At 44.3% G+C, this 18,571-nt stretch carries 19 protein-coding genes, 1 tRNA gene and 1 pseudogene; 5 read left to right on the forward strand and 16 right to left on the reverse strand.

The window, feature by feature from the left end:
* Positions 1-5: 5 nt before the first annotated feature.
* The 5 genes from NXV01_RS15890 to NXV01_RS15910 all read right to left on the reverse strand — a co-directional run bounded on the left by NXV01_RS15890 (position 6) and on the right by NXV01_RS15910 (position 5,273).
* Positions 6-1,994, reverse strand: a complete 1,989-nt coding sequence (locus tag NXV01_RS15890; RefSeq protein ID WP_195358041.1) for an OPT family oligopeptide transporter — start codon at positions 1,992-1,994, stop codon at positions 6-8.
* 105 nt (positions 1,995-2,099) lie between these two features.
* Positions 2,100-2,495: a DUF1573 domain-containing protein gene (locus tag NXV01_RS15895; RefSeq protein ID WP_004300420.1), complete on the reverse strand. Its 396-nt coding sequence runs from the start codon at positions 2,493-2,495 to the stop codon at positions 2,100-2,102.
* 98 nt (positions 2,496-2,593) lie between these two features.
* A complete protein-coding gene (locus tag NXV01_RS15900; RefSeq protein ID WP_148367220.1) occupies positions 2,594-3,193 on the reverse strand; it encodes a DUF4923 family protein in 600 nt (199 codons plus the stop codon).
* Positions 3,194-3,208: 15 nt separating this feature from the next.
* Positions 3,209-3,814, reverse strand: coding sequence for a ribosome biogenesis GTP-binding protein YihA/YsxC (gene yihA / locus NXV01_RS15905; RefSeq protein ID WP_148367218.1), 606 nt, complete (start codon positions 3,812-3,814; stop codon positions 3,209-3,211).
* A gap of 7 nt (positions 3,815-3,821) precedes the next feature.
* Positions 3,822-5,273 (reverse strand): sodium:solute symporter, encoded by a 1,452-nt coding sequence (locus NXV01_RS15910; protein ID WP_259022851.1) that lies wholly within the window; start codon positions 5,271-5,273, stop codon positions 3,822-3,824.
* Between the two features lie 91 nt (positions 5,274-5,364).
* Between NXV01_RS15910 and recR the strand changes: the two genes are divergently transcribed.
* From recR to NXV01_RS15925, 3 genes are read left to right on the forward strand one after another with little or no spacing between them, the layout of a single operon-like run.
* On the forward strand, positions 5,365-5,982 hold the full coding sequence (gene recR / locus NXV01_RS15915) for a recombination mediator RecR (RefSeq protein WP_195649733.1): 618 nt from the start codon (positions 5,365-5,367) through the stop codon (positions 5,980-5,982).
* A 26-nt stretch (positions 5,983-6,008) separates the two neighbouring features.
* Positions 6,009-6,467: a hypothetical protein gene (locus tag NXV01_RS15920; protein ID WP_148367211.1), complete on the forward strand. Its 459-nt coding sequence runs from the start codon at positions 6,009-6,011 to the stop codon at positions 6,465-6,467.
* Positions 6,464-7,000: a GNAT family N-acetyltransferase gene (locus tag NXV01_RS15925; protein ID WP_195358045.1), complete on the forward strand. Its 537-nt coding sequence runs from the start codon at positions 6,464-6,466 to the stop codon at positions 6,998-7,000. The genes NXV01_RS15920 and NXV01_RS15925 overlap by 4 nt, the downstream gene beginning before the upstream one ends.
* A gap of 4 nt (positions 7,001-7,004) precedes the next feature.
* Here NXV01_RS15925 and NXV01_RS15930 read toward each other — a convergent pair whose 3' ends face one another.
* Together NXV01_RS15930 and NXV01_RS15935 are read right to left on the reverse strand one after the other, a co-directional pair.
* On the reverse strand, positions 7,005-7,595 hold the full coding sequence (locus tag NXV01_RS15930; protein ID WP_148367207.1) for a YqgE/AlgH family protein: 591 nt from the start codon (positions 7,593-7,595) through the stop codon (positions 7,005-7,007).
* A gap of 94 nt (positions 7,596-7,689) precedes the next feature.
* Positions 7,690-9,006 carry a pyridoxal phosphate-dependent aminotransferase gene (locus NXV01_RS15935; protein WP_148367205.1) on the reverse strand — a complete coding sequence of 439 codons (1,317 nt, stop codon included), beginning with the start codon at positions 9,004-9,006 and terminating at the stop codon, positions 7,690-7,692.
* Positions 9,007-9,158: 152 nt separating this feature from the next.
* On the opposite strand from NXV01_RS15935, the gene NXV01_RS15940 reads away from it, so the two are divergent.
* A tRNA-Asp gene (locus NXV01_RS15940) sits at positions 9,159-9,232 on the forward strand.
* Between the two features lie 243 nt (positions 9,233-9,475).
* Positions 9,476-10,258 (forward strand): annotated as a pseudogene (locus NXV01_RS15945) (phage integrase SAM-like domain and Arm DNA-binding domain-containing protein); the annotation flags it as partial.
* 594 nt (positions 10,259-10,852) lie between these two features.
* On the opposite strand, the gene NXV01_RS15950 reads toward NXV01_RS15945, so the two are convergent.
* From NXV01_RS15950 to NXV01_RS15990, 9 genes are all read right to left on the reverse strand, one after another.
* Positions 10,853-11,260, reverse strand: a complete 408-nt coding sequence (locus NXV01_RS15950) for a hypothetical protein (protein ID WP_259022852.1) — start codon at positions 11,258-11,260, stop codon at positions 10,853-10,855.
* Positions 11,257-11,505: a DUF362 domain-containing protein gene (locus NXV01_RS15955; protein ID WP_259022853.1), complete on the reverse strand. Its 249-nt coding sequence runs from the start codon at positions 11,503-11,505 to the stop codon at positions 11,257-11,259. The genes NXV01_RS15950 and NXV01_RS15955 overlap by 4 nt, the downstream gene beginning before the upstream one ends.
* Positions 11,506-11,582: 77 nt before the next feature.
* Complete coding sequence (locus NXV01_RS15960; RefSeq protein ID WP_259022854.1) at positions 11,583-12,431, reverse strand: AraC family transcriptional regulator; 849 nt, start codon at positions 12,429-12,431, stop codon at positions 11,583-11,585.
* Between the two features lie 107 nt (positions 12,432-12,538).
* Positions 12,539-13,486, reverse strand: coding sequence for a relaxase/mobilization nuclease domain-containing protein (locus NXV01_RS15965; protein WP_259022855.1), 948 nt, complete (start codon positions 13,484-13,486; stop codon positions 12,539-12,541).
* Positions 13,483-13,845 carry a MobC family plasmid mobilization relaxosome protein gene (locus NXV01_RS15970; protein WP_259022856.1) on the reverse strand — a complete coding sequence of 121 codons (363 nt, stop codon included), beginning with the start codon at positions 13,843-13,845 and terminating at the stop codon, positions 13,483-13,485. The genes NXV01_RS15965 and NXV01_RS15970 overlap by 4 nt, the downstream gene beginning before the upstream one ends.
* Positions 13,846-14,012: 167 nt before the next feature.
* Positions 14,013-14,951: a toprim domain-containing protein gene (locus NXV01_RS15975; RefSeq protein WP_259022857.1), complete on the reverse strand. Its 939-nt coding sequence runs from the start codon at positions 14,949-14,951 to the stop codon at positions 14,013-14,015.
* Between the two features lie 278 nt (positions 14,952-15,229).
* Positions 15,230-16,420, reverse strand: a complete 1,191-nt coding sequence (locus tag NXV01_RS15980) for a primase-helicase family protein (protein WP_409012955.1) — start codon at positions 16,418-16,420, stop codon at positions 15,230-15,232.
* A 358-nt stretch (positions 16,421-16,778) separates the two neighbouring features.
* Positions 16,779-17,162 carry a hypothetical protein gene (locus tag NXV01_RS15985; protein ID WP_259022859.1) on the reverse strand — a complete coding sequence of 128 codons (384 nt, stop codon included), beginning with the start codon at positions 17,160-17,162 and terminating at the stop codon, positions 16,779-16,781.
* 17 nt (positions 17,163-17,179) lie between these two features.
* Entirely contained in the window at positions 17,180-18,391 is a 1,212-nt protein-coding gene (locus tag NXV01_RS15990; protein ID WP_259022860.1) for a site-specific integrase, read from the reverse strand.
* Positions 18,392-18,571: the final 180 nt, after the last annotated feature.

Raw genomic sequence — 18,571 nt, forward strand, 5'->3', positions numbered from 1 at the left:
ATTAATTATTTAACTTTCATTGAAGCCTTTATAAAGTAAAGAATCAATAATGCATATGCTCCTAATGCCAACACTTCAGACCAAGTATTGTTCAACCATGCTTCATTGACCAGATTGATTCCGCCAAAGCGCATTGCAGCACTGATCACTCCCATCAATGCACCTCCGGCAATGAAACCGGATGCCAACAAGGTTCCTTTTTCCCCTCTTTCCGTATTCAGGGTTGCGTCTTTGCTACGGGTGGTCACAAACCAATTAACAGCTCCACCCACTACCAACGGCACGTTCAGTTCCAATGGAATAAACATACCCAGCGCGAAAGCTAATGCAGGAATTTTACAAAGAGTCAGAATAATCGCTAAGACAGCACCGATGCCGTATAACAACCAGGGTGCGCCTACACCACTCATCAACGGTTCGATAACGGCTGCCATTGCATTGGCTTGTGGAGCAGCCAGTGCACCACTTGTAAATCCGTATGTCTTATTCAAGATAATCATTACACCACCCACTGTTGCAGCTGATACGATCGTTCCCAGAAACTTCCATGTTTCCTGTTTGGCGGGTGTACTTCCGAGCCAGTACCCAATCTTCAAGTCGGTGATGAAACCTCCTGCCATTGACAGTGCAGTACATACCACACCACCCATCACCAATGCGGCAACCATACCCGAAGGACCTTTCAGACCGACAGCTACCATTACTACGGAGGCCAAAATCAGTGTCATCAATGTCATTCCCGAAACCGGGTTAGTACCTACAATGGCAATGGCATTAGCGGCTACTGTAGTAAACAGGAAAGAGATGCCTGCAACTAAAACGATAGCTACCAACGTATGCAACAGATTCCCTTGCATAACGTCGAGGTAGAAGAATAATACGATTAGTATCAATGTGATGATCGAACCGATAGCGATAATCTTCATTGAAAGATCCCGCTGCGTACGGATAATGCTTTTCTCTACATTTCCTTTACCACCCATCTCTTTAGCAGCTAGTCCGACAGCACTTTTGATGATACTCCAGGAACGGATAATACCAATCACACCTGCCATAGCGATACCACCGATACCGATGCTCTTGGCATAATATTTGAATATCTCTTCCGGACTCATCATTCCTACGGTAGATGTAATTTCCGGGTTCCAGGCATTCAATACACTGTCTCCCCAGATAGCAGACATTCCCGGAATGATAATCCACCATACAGCCAATGAACCGGCACAAATGATGGAAGCATATTTCAGTCCGACGATATATCCCAAACCGAGTACAGCAGCACCGGTATTTACTTTGAATACTAACTTCGCTTTTTCTGCGAGCATTTCTCCGGCACTGCAAACACGGGTGGTAAAGTTCTCGTTCCACCATCCGAAGGTAGCTACGATGAAGTCATATAGTCCACCGATCATACCTGCCATCAACAATGGTTTAGCCTGACTGCCCCCTTTTTCTCCGGAGATCAGCACTTGTGTAGTGGCTGTTGCTTCCGGAAAAGGATATTTTCCATGCATATCACTAACAAAGTATTTTCGGAAAGGAATCAGGAACAGGATACCCAATACGCCACCCAGTAAGGAGCTGATGAATACCTGCATGAAAGTAACCGTCATTTCTGGATATTTGGCTTGAAGAATATAAAGAGCGGGGAGGGTAAAGATCGCTCCGGCAACAATGACACCGGAGCAAGCTCCGATAGACTGGATAATTACATTTTCTCCCAGCGCATTTTTTCTTTTTGCGGCTCCGGAAACTCCTACGGCAATGATGGCAATCGGAATAGCGGCTTCAAATACTTGTCCGACCTTCAACCCCAGATAGGCAGCGGCGGCTGAAAAAAGGATTGCCATGGCAATGCCCCATGCAACTGACCAGATATTAACTTCCGGATAATTTTTTGAGGGACCCATCAACGGGTTGTACACTTCCCCGGGTTTCAACTCTCTGAACGCATTCTCGGGTAACCCGGTGAATTTGTCTTCTTCTTGTTTCATAGTTTTTATAATTTGCTAATGTGTCAATTTACATTTCCGTCCTCAAAGTAAACAAAAAAAAAAGAGAACCGAAAGATTCTCCTTTATGTAATAGTCTATTTTTTCCTACTTTGCATCTTTTGCTGTCATATCGCCCTCGATATACAATCTTACCATCTCTGTTTTGGCATTGGTACGCAAGGTGATTGATTTTTTGAAATGTCCCGGATATTTGCCTGTTCCGTTATAAGTCACCTTGATTGTTCCCTTTTTGCCCGGCATGATGGGCTCTTTTGTATATTCGGGTACTGTACATCCGCATGAGGCTACAGCTTGATGGATTACCAAAGGAGCATCACCGATATTAGTAAAGGTAAATGTGCAACTGACAACCGGACTGTTTTCAGAAAACTTACCGAAATCGTGAGTTGTTTTGTCAAACTTGATATCTGCATTTGTTTGCGCAAATGCAAAGCTTACACCCATTACTAACAGGGTCATTAAAAAAAGTATCTTTTTCATTTTTCCTTCTCTTTTTGATTACGAATGCCAAAGATAATGCTTTTTCCCCTAAAATATACTTTATAGAGTGCGAAATAGTATTAAACGGTTCTCTTTTGCTATTTTGAGAGTTGGAATCCCAGCATCATTCCGTCGTAATTTTCAGCGAGTGAACTAACTGTTTTCAGTGCGGTACTGTTGCTTTTGCTGCCGATGAAAGTCATCAGTTTCAGTAGCTTGTCCGAGTTGAACAGTAATTCCAGTGAACTGGAGCTGCAATTCACTTTTGCATGCAGATTCAGCAGTTTCAGATATTTCAGGTCTACTTGTTTGGTTGAAGCATTGTAAGAATAAGTTCCTTTCAATGTTTTCTTACCCACTGTGCTGGTGAAAGTGCTGTCGGCATTGAAGGTGAAGCTCATCTGACCGTCTTTAATACCTATTTTGCTTAATTGCTCATTCAGTTTGCTTTCAGCCATAGTAGCTGCGGCTGCTCCTCCTGCTTTCATCAGCAAGTTGTCCGATTCGAATTCTACAGCCGAACCTTTGTAGTTCCATGTTCCGGTCATATCGATAGACTCGGTATTTCCAGTTATGGCATTCACTACCTTTGAGATGTTGTCCTTATTCAATAAGTCTGACCATGATTGTGCTTGGCTGTTAGTCGCCATTAGCATAAATACTGCCATTAAGGCAATCGATAAAAAACTCTTTTTCATTTTCATTCTTTTTTTTCATTTAGTGTTGAGATTCTTGTTTATGTTTTCGATGTAGTTGAGTATGTCTGTACGCCCCAAACGGTCTTCCGAGGAAGAAATGAAGTGAGGAGGGAGTTCTTCCCATTGCTTACTCAACTCACGTAAGTAGGCATTGATATTCATTTTTAAGCGTCCACCTTTGAGTTTGTCGGCTTTGGTGAAGATGATGGAGAAAGGGATACCGTTCTCGCCCAGCCATTCCATAAATTCCAGGTCTATTTTTTGAGGTTCCAGCCGACTGTCTATCAGGACGAAAAGATTGGTCATTTGCTCCCGTTCCAGGATATAATCTTCGATTATGGTACGTATCTGGTCTTTTCCTTTTTGTCCGCGTCGGGCATAGCCATATCCAGGAAGGTCAACGAGGTACCAGTTCTTATTGATAAAGAAGTGGTTGATTAACATTGTTTTTCCCGGAGTGGCGGAAGTCATAGCCAGTCCTTTACGGTTAGTCAGCATATTGATAAGACTTGATTTTCCCACATTTGAACGGCCTATAAAGGCATATTCCGGGAAAATTCCGGCCGGGCATTTCTTCACGTCCGTATTGCTAATCACAAATTCAGCACTTGTTATTTCCATCTTCTTGTCATTTATTTCTTTGTAGCTCCTTTTTAGACATAAACATTAAGCCCGCAAAGGTAAGCGTTCCATTTAACATTAGCAATTCATAACCAAATTTATATCCGGTTTCTTTTCCAATCCACCAGTCGGCAAGATAACAGAGTAGTGGTGAAAGGATGGCTATCAGAGGGACCCATCGGTCATTTGTTTGTCTTCGGGTAAAGAGTCCGAAGGCAAACATTCCGAGTAGGGGACCGTACGTGTAGGAGGCGATGATATATATAGCGTCAATTACACTTTTGTTATTGAGCATTTCTACCAGGCAAATGAAGAATGCCAATAAGATTGATAGCAGTAAATGTACCTTATCCCTTTTGCGACGTGCCACTTCTTCTGTGTCTTTTTCCGTATTCAGCAGGTCTACACATACGCTGGTTGTCATTGCTGTCAGAGCGGAGTCCGAGTTACTGAAAGCTGCTGCGATAATACCGATTGTGAAGAGTATTAATACGGGTTGACCTAGATAACCTTGTGCTGCAAACATGGGTAGTATATCATCATTCATTGCCGGTAGCTCGAGCTGCATTTGTCCTGCTAGTGCTATCAATAGAATTCCCAGACATAGAAAAAGGAAATTTAGTGGGATGAATGAGAAGCCGTAGCAATACATGTTTTTTTGTGCTTCCCGAAGGTTCCGGCAAGAAAGATTTTTTTGCATCATATCCTGATCCAGTCCGGTCATCACGATAACGATGAAGATACCGCTGAAAAACTGTTTGAAGAAGTTTTGCCGCGATACCCAGTCGTTAAATACAAAAATACGGCTATGTTCACTACTTTGGATTGTTTGGACAATACTGTTAAAGTCAAGGTCTAATCTTTGGATCGTAAAATAGATGATAAAGATCAGGGCGGCAATCAGGCAACATGTTTGTAAGGTATCTGTCCACACGATGGTCTTTATTCCGCTTTTATGAGTATATATCCAAACCAGTGTAACAGAGCCGACAGCAATCAGCCAAAAAGGGACATGCATTTCTTGAAATACATAAGTATGTAGAATGAGGCAGACCAGATAAAGTTTGGCTGCGGTTCCCAGCATGCGCGATAATAGAAAGAAAAAAGAGCTTGTGCGATAAGCACGCAATCCGATACGGTTGCCGATATACCCGTAGATGCTTGTCAGATTTAGTTTATAATATAAAGGGAGTAAGACGTGAGCCACAACCATGTACCCGAAAAAAAATCCGAGTACCGTTTGCATGTAAGTCATATCCATTCCGCGCACCATTCCCGGTACAGAGACAAAAGTGACTCCGGAGATAGAGGCGCCAATCATTCCGAAAGAGACTATATACCAAGGTGATTGGTTCTCTCCCTTGAAGAACGCTGCATTCGATCCGCCCCTGCGTCCGGTGATACGGGCTATTAGTAGTAATGCCGCAAAGTAGCAAATAATAGTGACAAGTATCATCATAACAGATGCAAAGGTAGTAATTTTTGTAGGTATTAAAAACAATAATCTGTATCTTTGCAAGGTTTTATCGATAGAACAGCAATTATTATCTATGAATCAACAATATCCTTCTATACTGCTTGAAAAGGCAGTCGGCGAATTTTCCAAACTTCCGGGTATCGGGCGTAAGACAGCCATGAGGCTTGTCCTGCATCTGCTCCGTCAGGATACGGCTACTGTGGAAGCTTTCGGGAATTCTATCATTACTTTGAAACGTGAGGTGAAGTATTGCAAAGTATGTCATAATATATCCGATACTGAAACTTGCCAGATTTGTGCCAATCCGCAACGGGATGCTTCCACTGTCTGTGTGGTGGAAAATATTCGTGATGTAATGGCAGTGGAAGCAACCCAGCAGTATCGCGGACTTTATCATGTCTTGGGAGGAGTTATCTCTCCAATGGATGGAGTCGGACCGAGTGATCTTCAGATTGAAAGTCTGGTGCAGCGGGTAACTGAAGGTGGAATCAAAGAGGTCATTCTGGCTTTAAGTACCACGATGGAGGGTGATACTACCAACTTCTACATCTATCGCAAGTTGGATAAGCTGGGCGTGAAACTAAGTGTAATTGCCCGTGGTATATCTGTTGGCGATGAACTTGAATATGCCGATGAAGTAACTCTGGGACGCAGCATTGTGAACCGGACACTTTTTACCGGAACAGTATAATCATTATTAATTATTTAAGAACGAACATGGAAGAACAGATAAAACGAGCTGTTAGAAATTTGAATATTAGTTATGTTTTCTTTTGGGTGCTCCCGGCTTTTTTGCTTGGAGCAGGAGAGTTTGAACTCTTTCCCGTAGGAGGTTTGGCAGATAATGCACAAGCTATCTACTATTTTGAGACAATCGGCATTTTGCTCACAGCTTTGTGTGTGCCTCTTTCTCTCAAATTGTTTAGCTTGGTGCTTAAAAAGAAGATAGATTATATGACTATCACGCTTGCTTTGAAGCGATATGTGCAATGGAATATTGTTCGTTTGGGAGTGCTTGAAGTAGCTATTGTAGTGAATCTTTTGTGTTACTATCTGACATTAAGCAGTACGGGCAATCTCTGTATGCTGATTGGTTTGACGGCATCACTTTTTTGTCTTCCTAGTGAGAAAAGATTACGTAACGAGCTTCACATAGCAAAAGACGAAAAACGATGAGACACTCTTTCTTAATGAACGAACGTATTTATCTTCGTGCAGTGGAACCGGAAGATATGGATATTATGTACGAGATGGAAAATGACCCTTCCATGTGGGACATTAGCAATTTTACGGTTCCTTATTCCCGTTATGTGCTTCGTCAATACATCGAAGGCTCACAGTGCGATGTGTTTGCCGATAAGCAATTGCGGCTGATGATTGTACGCAAATCTGACCAGTGCATACTCGGTACAATTGATATTACAGACTTTGTACCTCTTCATTCGCGGGGAGAAGTAGGGATTGCCGTCCATAAGGATTATCGGCAACAAGGTTATGCTACTGACGCATTGAAATTACTTTGTGAATACGCTTTTGATTTTCTGTCTTTAAGTCAGCTCTATGCACATGTCATGACGGATAATGAAGTATGTGTAAAACTGTTCACCTCTTGTGGTTTCGTTCAATGCGGAATCTTAAAAAACTGGTTGCAGGTGGAGGGCTGTTACAAAGACGCATTGCTTCTCCAATGTTTGAATCCTAAGAAATGAGGTACTAATTGAGAGTGGGCACTTGTGGGAAACGTGACCACGTTTCATACTTGCTGCCCAATTTCTCTAAAGCTTTCCGCCACATATCTTTAATATTGTTTTTCATCAGATATGATTTTTCTTCCTCGGACACCAGCCAAGTGTTTTCTCTGATTTCGTTACTCAATTGTTCGCTATCCCAGCCGGAATATCCCAAGAAGAAACGAATGCATTCACTGATTTTATTCCCTTGTAATATATATTTCTTTATTTCATCAAAATCTCCATTCAGATAAAGCCCTTTACTGATAGAAATGGATCCTGGTATATCAGATAATGTGTGGAGATAAAATAAGGTGTCAGTGGCAATAGGTCCACCTTTGTATAGAGGAATCTCATCCAAATATTTAAATTCCATGATGATATCATTAAGGAATAATGGCAGTTGTTTGTTGATCACCAATCCCATACTTCCTTCATCCGTATGATCGACCAGTAAAATTACGGATCTGCCAAACGTTGCGTCACGCAGAAAAGGTTCCGATATTAAAATCTTTCCTCTCGATGGCAACACATTATTCGATTGAATCTTAAATATGTCAGAGTCGATATTCATGCCACTAATGTAAGAAAAAAAACGGAATAACAATCGTTCTTTCCGTTTTTTTTCATTTTAAGAATGGCTTTTATGAATATCTCATATCAAATAATCAGGCTATCGGATGATTTTCAGCAAATAGTTTCATTCTTTCATCCAGTTGAGCATATTGGTGTTCTTTAATAAAAGAGGTACACGCGCGTAATCCTTCCTGATGGCTTCCTGTAGTCACTAATGAGATAGCGCTTACTCCGTAGTACATCAATTCTTTCGCCAGTTCGCCACTGGTCATTCCCGGATATCCGATGGTGAAATAAAATCCGTCTGCAATCGGGTCGCCCAGATCGTTGTCATATACCAGATGAAAACCGTGACGGAGGAAGATTTCTTTTAATTTCTGTGCTCTTTCACCATATATCTTCACTTCGTTGAGGAAATTATATTGTCCTTCATTGGCGGCTTTCAGCATAGCGGCCATGGCGAACTGTGCAGAATGGCTGGTTCCTGAAGAAAGCGCATAAAGCACACGGTGAATGAAAACCGTTCCGAAAGTTCCGCCACCATATCGTTGGGTCAGTCCCGGATAGCTTCGGTGGTATAGTTTATCAGAGATGCAGCTTACACCGATACGTTGCCCGGCGTAGCTGAATGCTTTCGAGCCGGAAATCAGCAATACGTAATTGTCCGTATAATGGGCAACCGATGGCTGGAAAGGAGGTTGATACGGCTTGCTTAAATCTTGGCGGAAGTCCATGGCAAAATAAGCCAAATCCTCCAGAACAATCACATCATACTGTGTTGCCAATTCACCGATAATCCTCAATTCTTCTTCTTTCAGGCAAATCCAGCTCGGATTATTGGGATTTGAATAAATGATGGCTGATATATTTCCTTTTTTCAGATAGCTTTCCAGTTTCTCTTTCAGTTTTTCTCCACGGTAGTCATACACATCAAATGTTTCAAACTTTTGTCCCATTACAACCAACTGCTGTTTCTGTACCGGAAACCCCGGATCGATAAACAAAATCGTATCTTTCTTTTCGTCACATTGGCTGCAAGTAAGAAATGAAGCGAATGTACCTTGCATGGAACCGGTGACAGGCACACAACCTTCCGGACTTAAATCAACATTGATGAATGCTTTGATAAAGTTGGATGCCTCTTTTTTTAGTTCCGGCAATCCGTTGATATCGGGATATAGGCTGGCAATGCCATTTTGTAACGCTTCAATTTCCGCTTTCACGCCTACTGCGGAAGGGGGAAGTCCCGGAACACCCATTTCCATTTTAATAAATTCAACTCCCGATGCTGCTTCTGCTTTTGAAGCAATAGCTTTCACTTCACGAATGGTAGCTTTGGAAAAATCGACAATTTGAAACTCATTGATGGTTTCATCAATCAGATGTCGCTCAATTGGTGTATTTTTCATTCTATTTTCTATTTTATTAGTAGCTGCAAATGTACACGATAATTCTTAATAAACCCACTTTTTCAGAAAAAAGATACTGAAGCTATTGCAGGTTTCAAAAAAATATCTACCTTTGCATCCGCAATCGAGAGAGATGCTAAAGTGAATATTTTGGTGCGTTAGTTCAGTTGGTTAGAATACATGCCTGTCACGCATGGGGTCACGGGTTCGAGTCCCGTACGCACCGCGAAAGCAAATAGCAAATGAAAGCAAAGCTCTGAAATTCAAGGATTTCAGAGCTTTTTCTTTTTCTCTGCTTCGGCAAAAAATAGCGGTTTCAGGCAGTTCTCACGTGGCTTATTCGTGGGACTTTTTGAAAGCCGTTTTTGTTCCCACGAATTGACGCATTTGTCTTTGATTGTCAGCTTTTTGCGTAGCTGGTTTTTGAGTGTAGCAAACTAATTTTGTACCACTTAAAAATCAAAGAATTATGGGAGCAGTGAAAAGAAACACACTAAGCGTATTGTTCATCATCAAGAAAGCGAAACTTCTGAAAAACGGTGAAGCTCCTATCTGCATGCGCATCACCGTAAACAAACGAGTAGCCGAAGTTATGATTAAACGGAGCATTCCTGTAGATTTATGGAATCAGAAAAAGGAATGTTCCAAAGGAAAAGACCGTGTAGCCACTGAACTAAACTACTATATTAATACGGTTCGTGCCAAAGTATTACAGATACACCGTGAACTGGAAATAGACAACAAGCCAATAACAGCTGATACAATTAAGGATTGTTTCTACGGACGGGATAAGGTACAGCGTAGCTTGCTGGAGGTGTATGCAGAGCATAACGAAAAATGTCGTGCCCTGATTGACAAGGAATATACAGAAAGCACCGTTACCAAGTTTGATACTTCCATAAACCGGCTGAAAGAATATATCCGCAGTTGTTACCACTGTGATGATATAATGTTGGCAGAACTGGACGGGCAATTTATCCGTGATTTTGATTTTTGGCTGAAAACGGAGAAGCATTGCCAAAACAATTCCGCATTGAAACATTTGAAGAACTTGAAAAAGGTTGTTCGCATTGCTTTGGCTAATGACTGGATAAAGAAAGACCCGTTTTACGGCATCCACTTCAAGCAGGAGGAAGTAAATGTAGAGTTTCTCTCACGTGAAGAACTGGATATTCTGATGAACAAGGAATTTGCTATCAAACGGCTGGAGCAGGTAAGAGATATTTTTATCTTTTGCTGTTTCAGTAACCTATTACAGTAGAAGCGAGAAAGAGAAAAGCAAGGTAATTAATTGAATGATAGAAATGTATGTCTTTTAGTGTCTTTGGGTGTCTGATAGTGAAATTGCAGGAAAAAGCAGATTTAAGCAAACTTTCCATTTCTAAATCGTTACCCATTGCAATGAGAGAAAATCACGGCAAACCAATGACCTTAAACGTCTGGTTATAGCACTGTTTGTCTGCTTGTTACATTGTTCAAATAACTCACAAAGAGAGTAATTTTACAAACTTAAAATGTGAGCGTTATGAACAACGAACTGAAAGTGTCCTTCTACCTCAAAAGAGCCTTAATTTAAATTCTGATTTGCTATTCAAGAACTTATATAAATTTTTCGCTCTAACGGGTTACGATTTGCCAACTTGCTGATTTCTTCAGTTTGCTCAAGTTTGCTTTTTCAAATAACGCTTTTAGTCAATGCAAAAGTAGCAATAAAAATCCGGAAATCATCAAATGGGCAGACATTTATTTACATCATTTGAAAGTCTTTTCAACCTTTATCCCTTATTCCTCCATCTTGGCGTACTGTGTCGTCCTTGCCAATAGCGAGAAGTAACACTTTGATAAATCATATTCGTTTTGTTCGTTTGGTAATATGGATGATGGATAAGACTATCAGTAAAAGTCCGAACTTATGATGCCATAGTCCAATAGTGGAGTTTGCCCCGTCCACGTACGCAATCAGCATAATACCCGTGATTGCAACAATTAGGAACACGACCGACAGGGCAATTGTCGTACGGCTTTTCTTTCCGATTCCTTTTGATGCCATTGCCTTATACCAGCATCCATGCCGCTTGATGTGATATGCTACAGAGATGAGCCAAAGCAGGCTTGACAGAACATGAACCACGGCCCAGTTGTGCCATACTTCATGGCTGGTTCCATGTCCGGCAATATGCAGGCCGATACCACTGACGGCTGATGTCACGAATGCCAATGGCAACAGCCGCTCTATCGTGAATGATGTTTTCATCTGCGTCCGAATTTAGAGAGAATGGACAGGAGTGCTTCGTCCGGTTTGAAAAACACACCGTTTGGACAAGTCTTAACACACTTGTTACAGCCTATACAGGCATCCGCATCTTTGAAAGCCACGTGTTTGTGCCACAGGAAACCAACCTTTCCTATAACATGTTTCGGACACTTCCCCACACACTCCCAGCAAGCCACGCATCGACGTGGATTCATGGCTACATACTTAGTTGATATTCTTTTCATTGTTATCTCTTTTTTTGCCTGCAAAGTTAAGATATTCAGGCGAAAAATGAGATAGAGGAAACGAGGTAAGGCTTGGACTATTCAAGGTTTCTTTTCCGAAACCGAGTAGGACTGATGCCCGTTGCCAGTGTGAACAGACGGGAGAAATAGGCGTAATCGCCTATGCCGAGACGGTCGGCGATTTCCTTCACGGCAAGGTCGGTATGGACAAGCAACCGCTTGGCTTGCAACACCACTTCATTCTTTATGTACAAAGTGGCGTTCATGCCGGTGACACATTTCACCACTTCATTCAGATAGACAGTCGAGATGTTCAGGAGCGAAGCATAATAGGACGGCTGGCGATTCGTGGCAAGATGTTCGGCAAGCAGATGGCGGAACGACAAGACTATTTCCATATGCCTGCGGCTATGACTCGTCTGTTGAAGGTTGATGTCATGCACCGCTTCGGCGACAATGCTGATAAAGGTTTCTGCCATCCGCCTTGCCGTTGCCTTTGTCTGCTTGTCCGTGATGCCATCCATTCTACCTGCGAGGAGGGAAAGTATCTGTTTTAACTCGTTTCTCCGCTGTTCATCCATCTGAAATGACGAAGCAAACAACGAGAAATTATCAAAGATGCACTTATCGGCACTATCCACAAAGCTGTTGTCGATCATAAGTGCCCAACCTTCCACATTTTCCGAACTGACGAAACGGTGTACTTGTCCCGGTTGTATCAGGAATACGTCACCCGGAGCAAAGTATTGCTCCTTGAAATCGATGATACCGCATCCCTCACCGTTTTCCACCAGTCCGAAGATGTAATAATCGTCTTGATGGGCGTATGTTATGGGTGCATGATTGCTTTGCGAGGAATTGATCCTACGCAGATACACCCCGAAATCGGAAAACAGCGATGCTTTATGTTGTGGCAGTTTGTCCATTGTTATTTAAAATGCAAAGATATCGCTTTATCCCAAGAATACAGATTTTAGTCGTAGAAAAATGTCATGGTTGTAACAAGTAGCGAAGAGTGTAGCGAAGAGAGACTTTATAATCCCAATCTTCGCTTGTGTTTGGCTTTCTTCTTCCTGCGCAATATCTCTGCCATCTCCTGATTGGCTTCCGCATCAGCGGCATTGTATGACGAAGCGTTGCCGTTGAGTAATCCCAGCGAACCGCTGAACAGTTCGCTTTGGGTTGTGTCTGACGGTGCGTTTTGCATATCTGCCCCATAGCCTTTGGGCATCAATCCCATACGTTCCTCGTTTCTGTTGCGCTGCAAAGCAGCATCAATTTTGGAATAGCTGAAACGTCTGTCCACTTTGGAGCCGTTGAAGTGGTAGCCGTTCTTGGTGAAAACGACACCCTGTATCTCGTTTGTCTGCCCCTTATGCTTGAAACGGACATCCACGCCCTGCCGCTTCAGGTTGGCGACAAGCACGTTCCAGTTGCCGCACCTGCCGACTTCCGTTTTGAGGATGTCATACAGCTCATATTTCGTCTTGTCCGGCTCTTTCAGACGGTCGCGCTTGACGTTCTCCTTGCCATTAGCCATGTGCAGACCGTATTTCAAAGTAAGCTCCTTGCAGATACGGGTGCTGCGCAACCGCTCGTTCCGGTCTGAAATGGTATTGCCGTCATTGTCGATACGGTTGTAGGCGATATGCACATGAGGATGCTCCTTGTCGAAGTGACGGGCAATGAGGTATTGCGTGTTCCGGATGCCCATCCGTTCCATGTAGTCAAGTGCGATTCCTGCCATTACACGGTCTGTCAGGTGTGGCTCGTCCTCTTTGGAGAAACTCAGGGCGATGTGTCCGACAGGCTTCGCCACCTTACCGTTCATCTGCGACTGGATGTCAAAACTCATTGCGATGGTGTCCTTGTTTTCCATGAACAAGCCCTCATGAACCACTACCTGCACTCCCTTGCCCTTGTCAAGGATGTAGTCCACCACACCCTTGAAATCGCTCCCCTTTACGATTTTCGCCATCATATCCCTATCTTGGTTAAGAGTTCATGGATTCTTGCCACTACCACCTTGCAGTCATCACGTTCCTCATAGAAGCCCCCAGCATTTGCTCTGCGTGCAAGCTGGTTCAGGTTGTTAGCCATGCCACACAGGTTCCGCACATGGGCGGCGTGTTCCTCCGACAGCCGTCCCTTCACGTGACCGTTTCGGAAACACTCCCTCATGTATTCGCTTGATGACACTCCGGCTTCATACGCCCGTGTCATCAGACGGAAGTAGTCGGCAGCCGCCAGCTTCACCGCCACACGGTATGTCAGTTTCTCGGCTGTCCCTTTCTTCGGGCGACCGCCCTTGTTGCGTTTCTTGTCTTCCTTATGTTCCATTTTCAAGTATTGTCAGTATAATTAATGAATAGACCAACGGGATGCCGCTCCCTGATATTCGGGGGACGGGTGGCAAGCGGTTTCGGGTGTCCCGAAACACAAACTTGCTACCCCACGATTCTAACCGAATCAATTTCGGGCAACTCCCGTTTTTCCCTTTTGATGCTTTATAATCCCAGTCCTTTTTTCTTCGGTTTAACGATGTTTCGGAGCGGTGGATTGACGGTTAAATTCTGCCGCTTACCACACAGGAAATCGTTCAGGTCTTTATGCCCGTGATAGTTGTGGGAGAAGTCCCGGATGCGTCCGTCAAACCCGATTGCCAGTTCTTGGTAGGCTCTTCTCCCTGCCTCGTCATTGTCAAGCAGACAATGGATACGCCCGTACCCGTGCAGCACATCTATGGCTTTCGGCACATTGGCGGTGGAGTTGAGAATGACATAATCCTGCCCGTCAAGGTTCGGCATAGTCGGGCAGTTCCTTTTCCTCAACGTGAGGAAGGAGAGATAGTCCGTCATGCCCTCGAATACCAGACATTTCTCCCTCGGTTCTCCCGACTGTCGGATGTGGGTGATGTCTTTCGGTGCGATGCTGCCCTTGAAAAATCGGTTGCGCACTTCAAACCCTCCTGCCACATTCGGGAAGCCGATGGCGAAATAAGGTTTGCCGTTATGGATGAAGTGCAGTTCCTTACACTCCGATTTCGCAAGTGCAGTGTCTATCCCACGCTCCTGCAAATATCGGAGGAGTGCAGGATGCTTGAGTTCCCCTACCTCCAACTGTTGGAAGGACGGCTCTGATGCCTGTTGGCGAAAAGAGAAAGACACAGGACGAATGTGTGGAGCCTGTTCCGCTATCTTACGGAGCAGGTAAGGCACATGGTCGGAGAAATATAATTCCTGCGCCAATGCGATGATGTTGCCGCCTTTGCCCAGCCCATAGTCGAACCACAGGTTGCGGTTTACGTTCACCTTGAATGACGCTTCCGTTTCCTGCCGGAACGGGGATTTGTACCACAGGCTTTCGCCTTGCTGTTTCACGGGCGAATAGCCCAGACTTTGCAGATAGTCTGCGACTCTGATTTGTTTTGCTTCTTGTATGGTCATAATGTGTATTCCTACGGATTTGATGATGGTTGATAAAACGATGTTTTGATGATTTAGATATTTGATATATTGATATACAGTATTATATATTCTCATCATACATTCATCAAATTGCTTGCAAAAAAGAGAAAGTCATCATTTGCAATGTCGGGCATGGTCTGTCCGTGCTGTGTTCTCTTTTCATCAGCATCTTATTCTTGATTAAGATTTGATGATGGTATATTCTACTGATATTCAACTCTGTTATATTCTTATTCATCAATTCATCAAAAAAAGAATCATAGTGTTTCCAAAAACACTTTCGTTACGGTGTAGAATCGTCCGGTTTTCCGAACCGGGGAGTAACGGCATTCACGGTTATAATCCACTTGATAGGTGGTATATGTGAGGGTGTTATGGGCAGGTCTCAGCTTCCAGCACTCCTGCAATACCCTCCTTACTTGGTATTTCTCCGCCTTGACGTATATGTTTGCCAGTAAACGGAGAATGTCTTCGGGACAGAACGAGAAAGTGTCAACACCCATGTTTGCCATGATGTCGAGGATAAGCTCGTACATTTCCGTTTCCAATCTGTTGCGGTTGCTGCGGATGATGCGCTGCAAGGCTTCGGTATGCAGTAGCGAGGGGGCGAACCACATACGGCTTTTCTTTTCGGTGGATAGCTGCCTGTGCTGTAAATGGTAGAGAAAGGCGGGTATCTCCGCTTTCAGCTTTTGCAGGAAATCGGTATCATCCGATTGCAAGCGTTCTATCTTGCGCACCCAATAACGTGTTTCACCTGCATCAATGATGACAGGCAGATACTCGTTGTTGGAACACAGCACGAACTTGGCGAAGAAGGCTATCTCGTCACGGTCCTTGCCTTTGGCTTCCACCTTGTAGGATAGTGTCGTGCTAAGGTTCTTCAACCGTTCGCTGTCCTCCCTGCGGCTCAAAAGCACTTCGTCCACCACGATAAGAAGTTTCCCTGCCCAGTCGGAATTGAACTGGCTGCGGAAATCCTCGTTGGTGTTGAATGTCACGTTATTCTGAAACAGGGCTTTCAAGAAGTTCAGAAACGTGCTTTTGCCTGTGTTGCGTTCCTCAGATACCAACAGCAGGATGGGCTGCTTCTGTACAGGTTGCAGGTAGAGCAGTTGCAGATAGTCCATCCCCAACTCGTATTGCTCCCCGAAGATGTGTTCCACCAATGAGCGGATAGAGGGGAAATCGCCCTCCATCGGCTTGTGGTCTATCGGCTCGTAGAGGTTGAGGAACTTGCCGACCACGGGCTGATAGTCCACGTGTTCGGGTACGGTGCAGAAACCGTCATACTTCGGCACTGTGGCGAGATAGTCCTTGCCATAGTCCTGCCGCAGGGTCTCGTTGTTCCATGCGATGCGTTTCCTCACATACCCTCCGTTCAAAGTCGGCTGGTCCACAATCTTGTAGAGCATTGTACCGACACGGATAAACTCTTCGCTTGCCATACCGCTATCCGTGGGCGGTCGGCGGCTGTTTTTCGATTCTTTGGCTGTCATTTTATTCGATTTTAGTTTGGTAAAATGTCAGCCACAAAAGTATAATCAACTGTTGGAAAACTTGATACGCAAATCACAGCAGAACGCAGCATAAAACACCTTGCAACCAAAAAGTGAGCAATCCGTGGATGAAAATCGTGTGAAAAAGCAAACCCGAATAAACACCACTCTGACAGATGTTTATTCGGGTTTGTCGTATTCGTATGTGTGAATGGCAATACGCCTATTCAATTATCGACATGAATATATTGTTGGCAAATGGAATACGCATCGGTTTCACTGCTTCATGTCGTCACATGGTTATGTTTCATGCTTGATACTTGGTAACTTTCATGTCGTTTATACCCAGCGAAAAGAAGATGCTTGTTTTCTCTTTTCGCAAGTACACCCTTTCAAGAATGGCATTGCGCACTTGTTCCGCACCGAAAGTATTGATGCGGAAAGCAAGTGCGACCACCATCGGGAAGCTGAACACGTCAGCGTGATAGCCGTTCTCCAATCGGATATACTTCTGCACCTCGTGTTCTCTCAAGACACCGCTTTTATACACGGTTCTGATGGTTGCTCGGAGTGTAGGGGCCATCACCCCGAACAGTTCCACAAGTTCCGGTTCGCTCATCCAAATGTCAGCGGCATTCTCAGACATGATAATGTTGCCGGATTCATCCATTGTTATGATACCTCTTTCCATGCTCGCTTCGGCTTATGTTATACAAGTTTCATCTTGTCTCCAATTTTGCTTTCAAGAACGGACAAGTCCTTGTCCAGTTTCTCGGTGGTTATCTTTGCGTAATGTTGGGTGGTGGTGATTTTGGTATGTCCCAAAATCTTGCTCACACTTTCAATCGGCATACCGTTTGAGATAGCCATCACCGCATACGAGTGCCGACTCATGTGAAAGGTCAGCCGCTTGTTTATCCCACATTCCTCTGCTATCTGTTTCAGCAGGACATTGGTCCATCCGTTGCGGTAAACATTGAACAGGCGGTTGCCACAACGGAAAGGCTCGTAGCGGTCAATGATTTTACGGGCACTCTCCATCAGCTTCACACGGAACGGTATTTTCGTCTTCTGACGTGCCGATGAAATCCAAAGGCTGTCGTTTATGGTGACAAGGTTGTCGGTGGTCAGGTTCTTTATGTCGATGAACGAGATTCCGGTCAGGCATCCGAATACGAAAATGTCCCGAACCAGTGTCATTGCCGGGTCGTTGAAACGGTGCGACATCAGCGTCTGCACCTCATCCTCCGTCAGGAACTCACGCTCTTTCGTTCCTCCGCTGACACGGCAGTTGGCGAAAGGGTCTCTCGGTATCAGCCCGTTTTTGTGCGCATGGGAGACGATGGACTTCAATGTCGTCGTGTATAGCCGGACCGTGGACTGCTGGACACCCACCTCGTTGCGTAGATAGACGCAGTACTGGTTCATGAAGTCCTCCGTCAGCTCGTTCATGCCGAGGTCGTTGCGCTTGTAGTAATACTTGATGAAGTTGGCGACATGGGTGCGGGCTATCGTATGTTTGTAAAATGTTTCCTTGACCCTGTCTTTCCCTACACGTCTGGCAAAATCCGCATTGTGCTTGTCAAAGGCACGAAGCACGGTTTCATATTCCGTTCCGATGCCCTGATAGGCGTTCCGGACCATTTCAGCCGTCACATACGCCTCCTTGTCCGATATACGCTGGTAATGCTTGATGATTTGCGCCTTGATGTTGTCAAGGGCATAGTTGATGTCGCGGGCATCCTTGCCTTTGCCCTTCACCTTGTTCGCCTTGGTGTCCCACTGCTCTACCGCAATGGAATACTTGCAGCTGAACTGTGCCTGTGTCCCGTTGATTGTCACTCGTCCCATGATGGGGACAATGCCGTTTTTCTCCTTGCTTCTGTTCACGAAGAACAGGATTTTGAATGTTGCTCTCATACCGTTCTTTTTTTGGTTGCAAATTTAGTTTCACATGCGCCAAATGGCTGAAAGCAAACCTGCGCAGAACGGCGCAAAACAAACACAAGACCATCAAATATGCAAAATTGCAGGGTTACGATTTGGAAACCTAACCGTTTCTGCAAACTGCATTGGTTTACATTTTGCCTATTCTGCGAT

This window comes from Bacteroides sp. BFG-606 (assembly GCF_024788145.1).
Taxonomy (GTDB): Bacteria; Bacteroidota; Bacteroidia; order Bacteroidales; family Bacteroidaceae; genus Bacteroides; species Bacteroides vicugnae.

Excerpts from the sequence above, each read along its gene's own strand:
- NXV01_RS15890 (WP_195358041.1), bottom strand. The coding sequence starts at position 1,994 with ATGAAACAAGAAGAAGACAAATTCACCGGGTTACCCGAGAATGCGTTC.
- NXV01_RS15895 (WP_004300420.1), bottom strand. The coding sequence starts at position 2,495 with ATGAAAAAGATACTTTTTTTAATGACCCTGTTAGTAATGGGTGTAAGC.
- NXV01_RS15900 (WP_148367220.1), bottom strand. The coding sequence starts at position 3,193 with ATGAAAAAGAGTTTTTTATCGATTGCCTTAATGGCAGTATTTATGCTA.
- yihA (WP_148367218.1), bottom strand. The coding sequence starts at position 3,814 with ATGGAAATAACAAGTGCTGAATTTGTGATTAGCAATACGGACGTGAAG.
- NXV01_RS15910 (WP_259022851.1), bottom strand. The coding sequence starts at position 5,273 with ATGATGATACTTGTCACTATTATTTGCTACTTTGCGGCATTACTACTA.
- recR (WP_195649733.1), top strand. The coding sequence starts at position 5,365 with ATGAATCAACAATATCCTTCTATACTGCTTGAAAAGGCAGTCGGCGAA.
- NXV01_RS15920 (WP_148367211.1), top strand. The coding sequence starts at position 6,009 with ATGGAAGAACAGATAAAACGAGCTGTTAGAAATTTGAATATTAGTTAT.
- NXV01_RS15925 (WP_195358045.1), top strand. The coding sequence starts at position 6,464 with ATGAGACACTCTTTCTTAATGAACGAACGTATTTATCTTCGTGCAGTG.
- NXV01_RS15930 (WP_148367207.1), bottom strand. The coding sequence starts at position 7,595 with ATGAATATCGACTCTGACATATTTAAGATTCAATCGAATAATGTGTTG.
- NXV01_RS15935 (WP_148367205.1), bottom strand. The coding sequence starts at position 9,006 with ATGAAAAATACACCAATTGAGCGACATCTGATTGATGAAACCATCAAT.
- NXV01_RS15950 (WP_259022852.1), bottom strand. The coding sequence starts at position 11,260 with ATGAAAACATCATTCACGATAGAGCGGCTGTTGCCATTGGCATTCGTG.
- NXV01_RS15955 (WP_259022853.1), bottom strand. The coding sequence starts at position 11,505 with ATGAAAAGAATATCAACTAAGTATGTAGCCATGAATCCACGTCGATGC.
- NXV01_RS15960 (WP_259022854.1), bottom strand. The coding sequence starts at position 12,431 with ATGGACAAACTGCCACAACATAAAGCATCGCTGTTTTCCGATTTCGGG.
- NXV01_RS15965 (WP_259022855.1), bottom strand. The coding sequence starts at position 13,486 with ATGATGGCGAAAATCGTAAAGGGGAGCGATTTCAAGGGTGTGGTGGAC.
- NXV01_RS15970 (WP_259022856.1), bottom strand. The coding sequence starts at position 13,845 with ATGGAACATAAGGAAGACAAGAAACGCAACAAGGGCGGTCGCCCGAAG.
- NXV01_RS15975 (WP_259022857.1), bottom strand. The coding sequence starts at position 14,951 with ATGACCATACAAGAAGCAAAACAAATCAGAGTCGCAGACTATCTGCAA.
- NXV01_RS15980 (WP_409012955.1), bottom strand. The coding sequence starts at position 16,420 with ATGGCAAGCGAAGAGTTTATCCGTGTCGGTACAATGCTCTACAAGATT.
- NXV01_RS15985 (WP_259022859.1), bottom strand. The coding sequence starts at position 17,162 with ATGGAAAGAGGTATCATAACAATGGATGAATCCGGCAACATTATCATG.
- NXV01_RS15990 (WP_259022860.1), bottom strand. The coding sequence starts at position 18,391 with ATGAGAGCAACATTCAAAATCCTGTTCTTCGTGAACAGAAGCAAGGAG.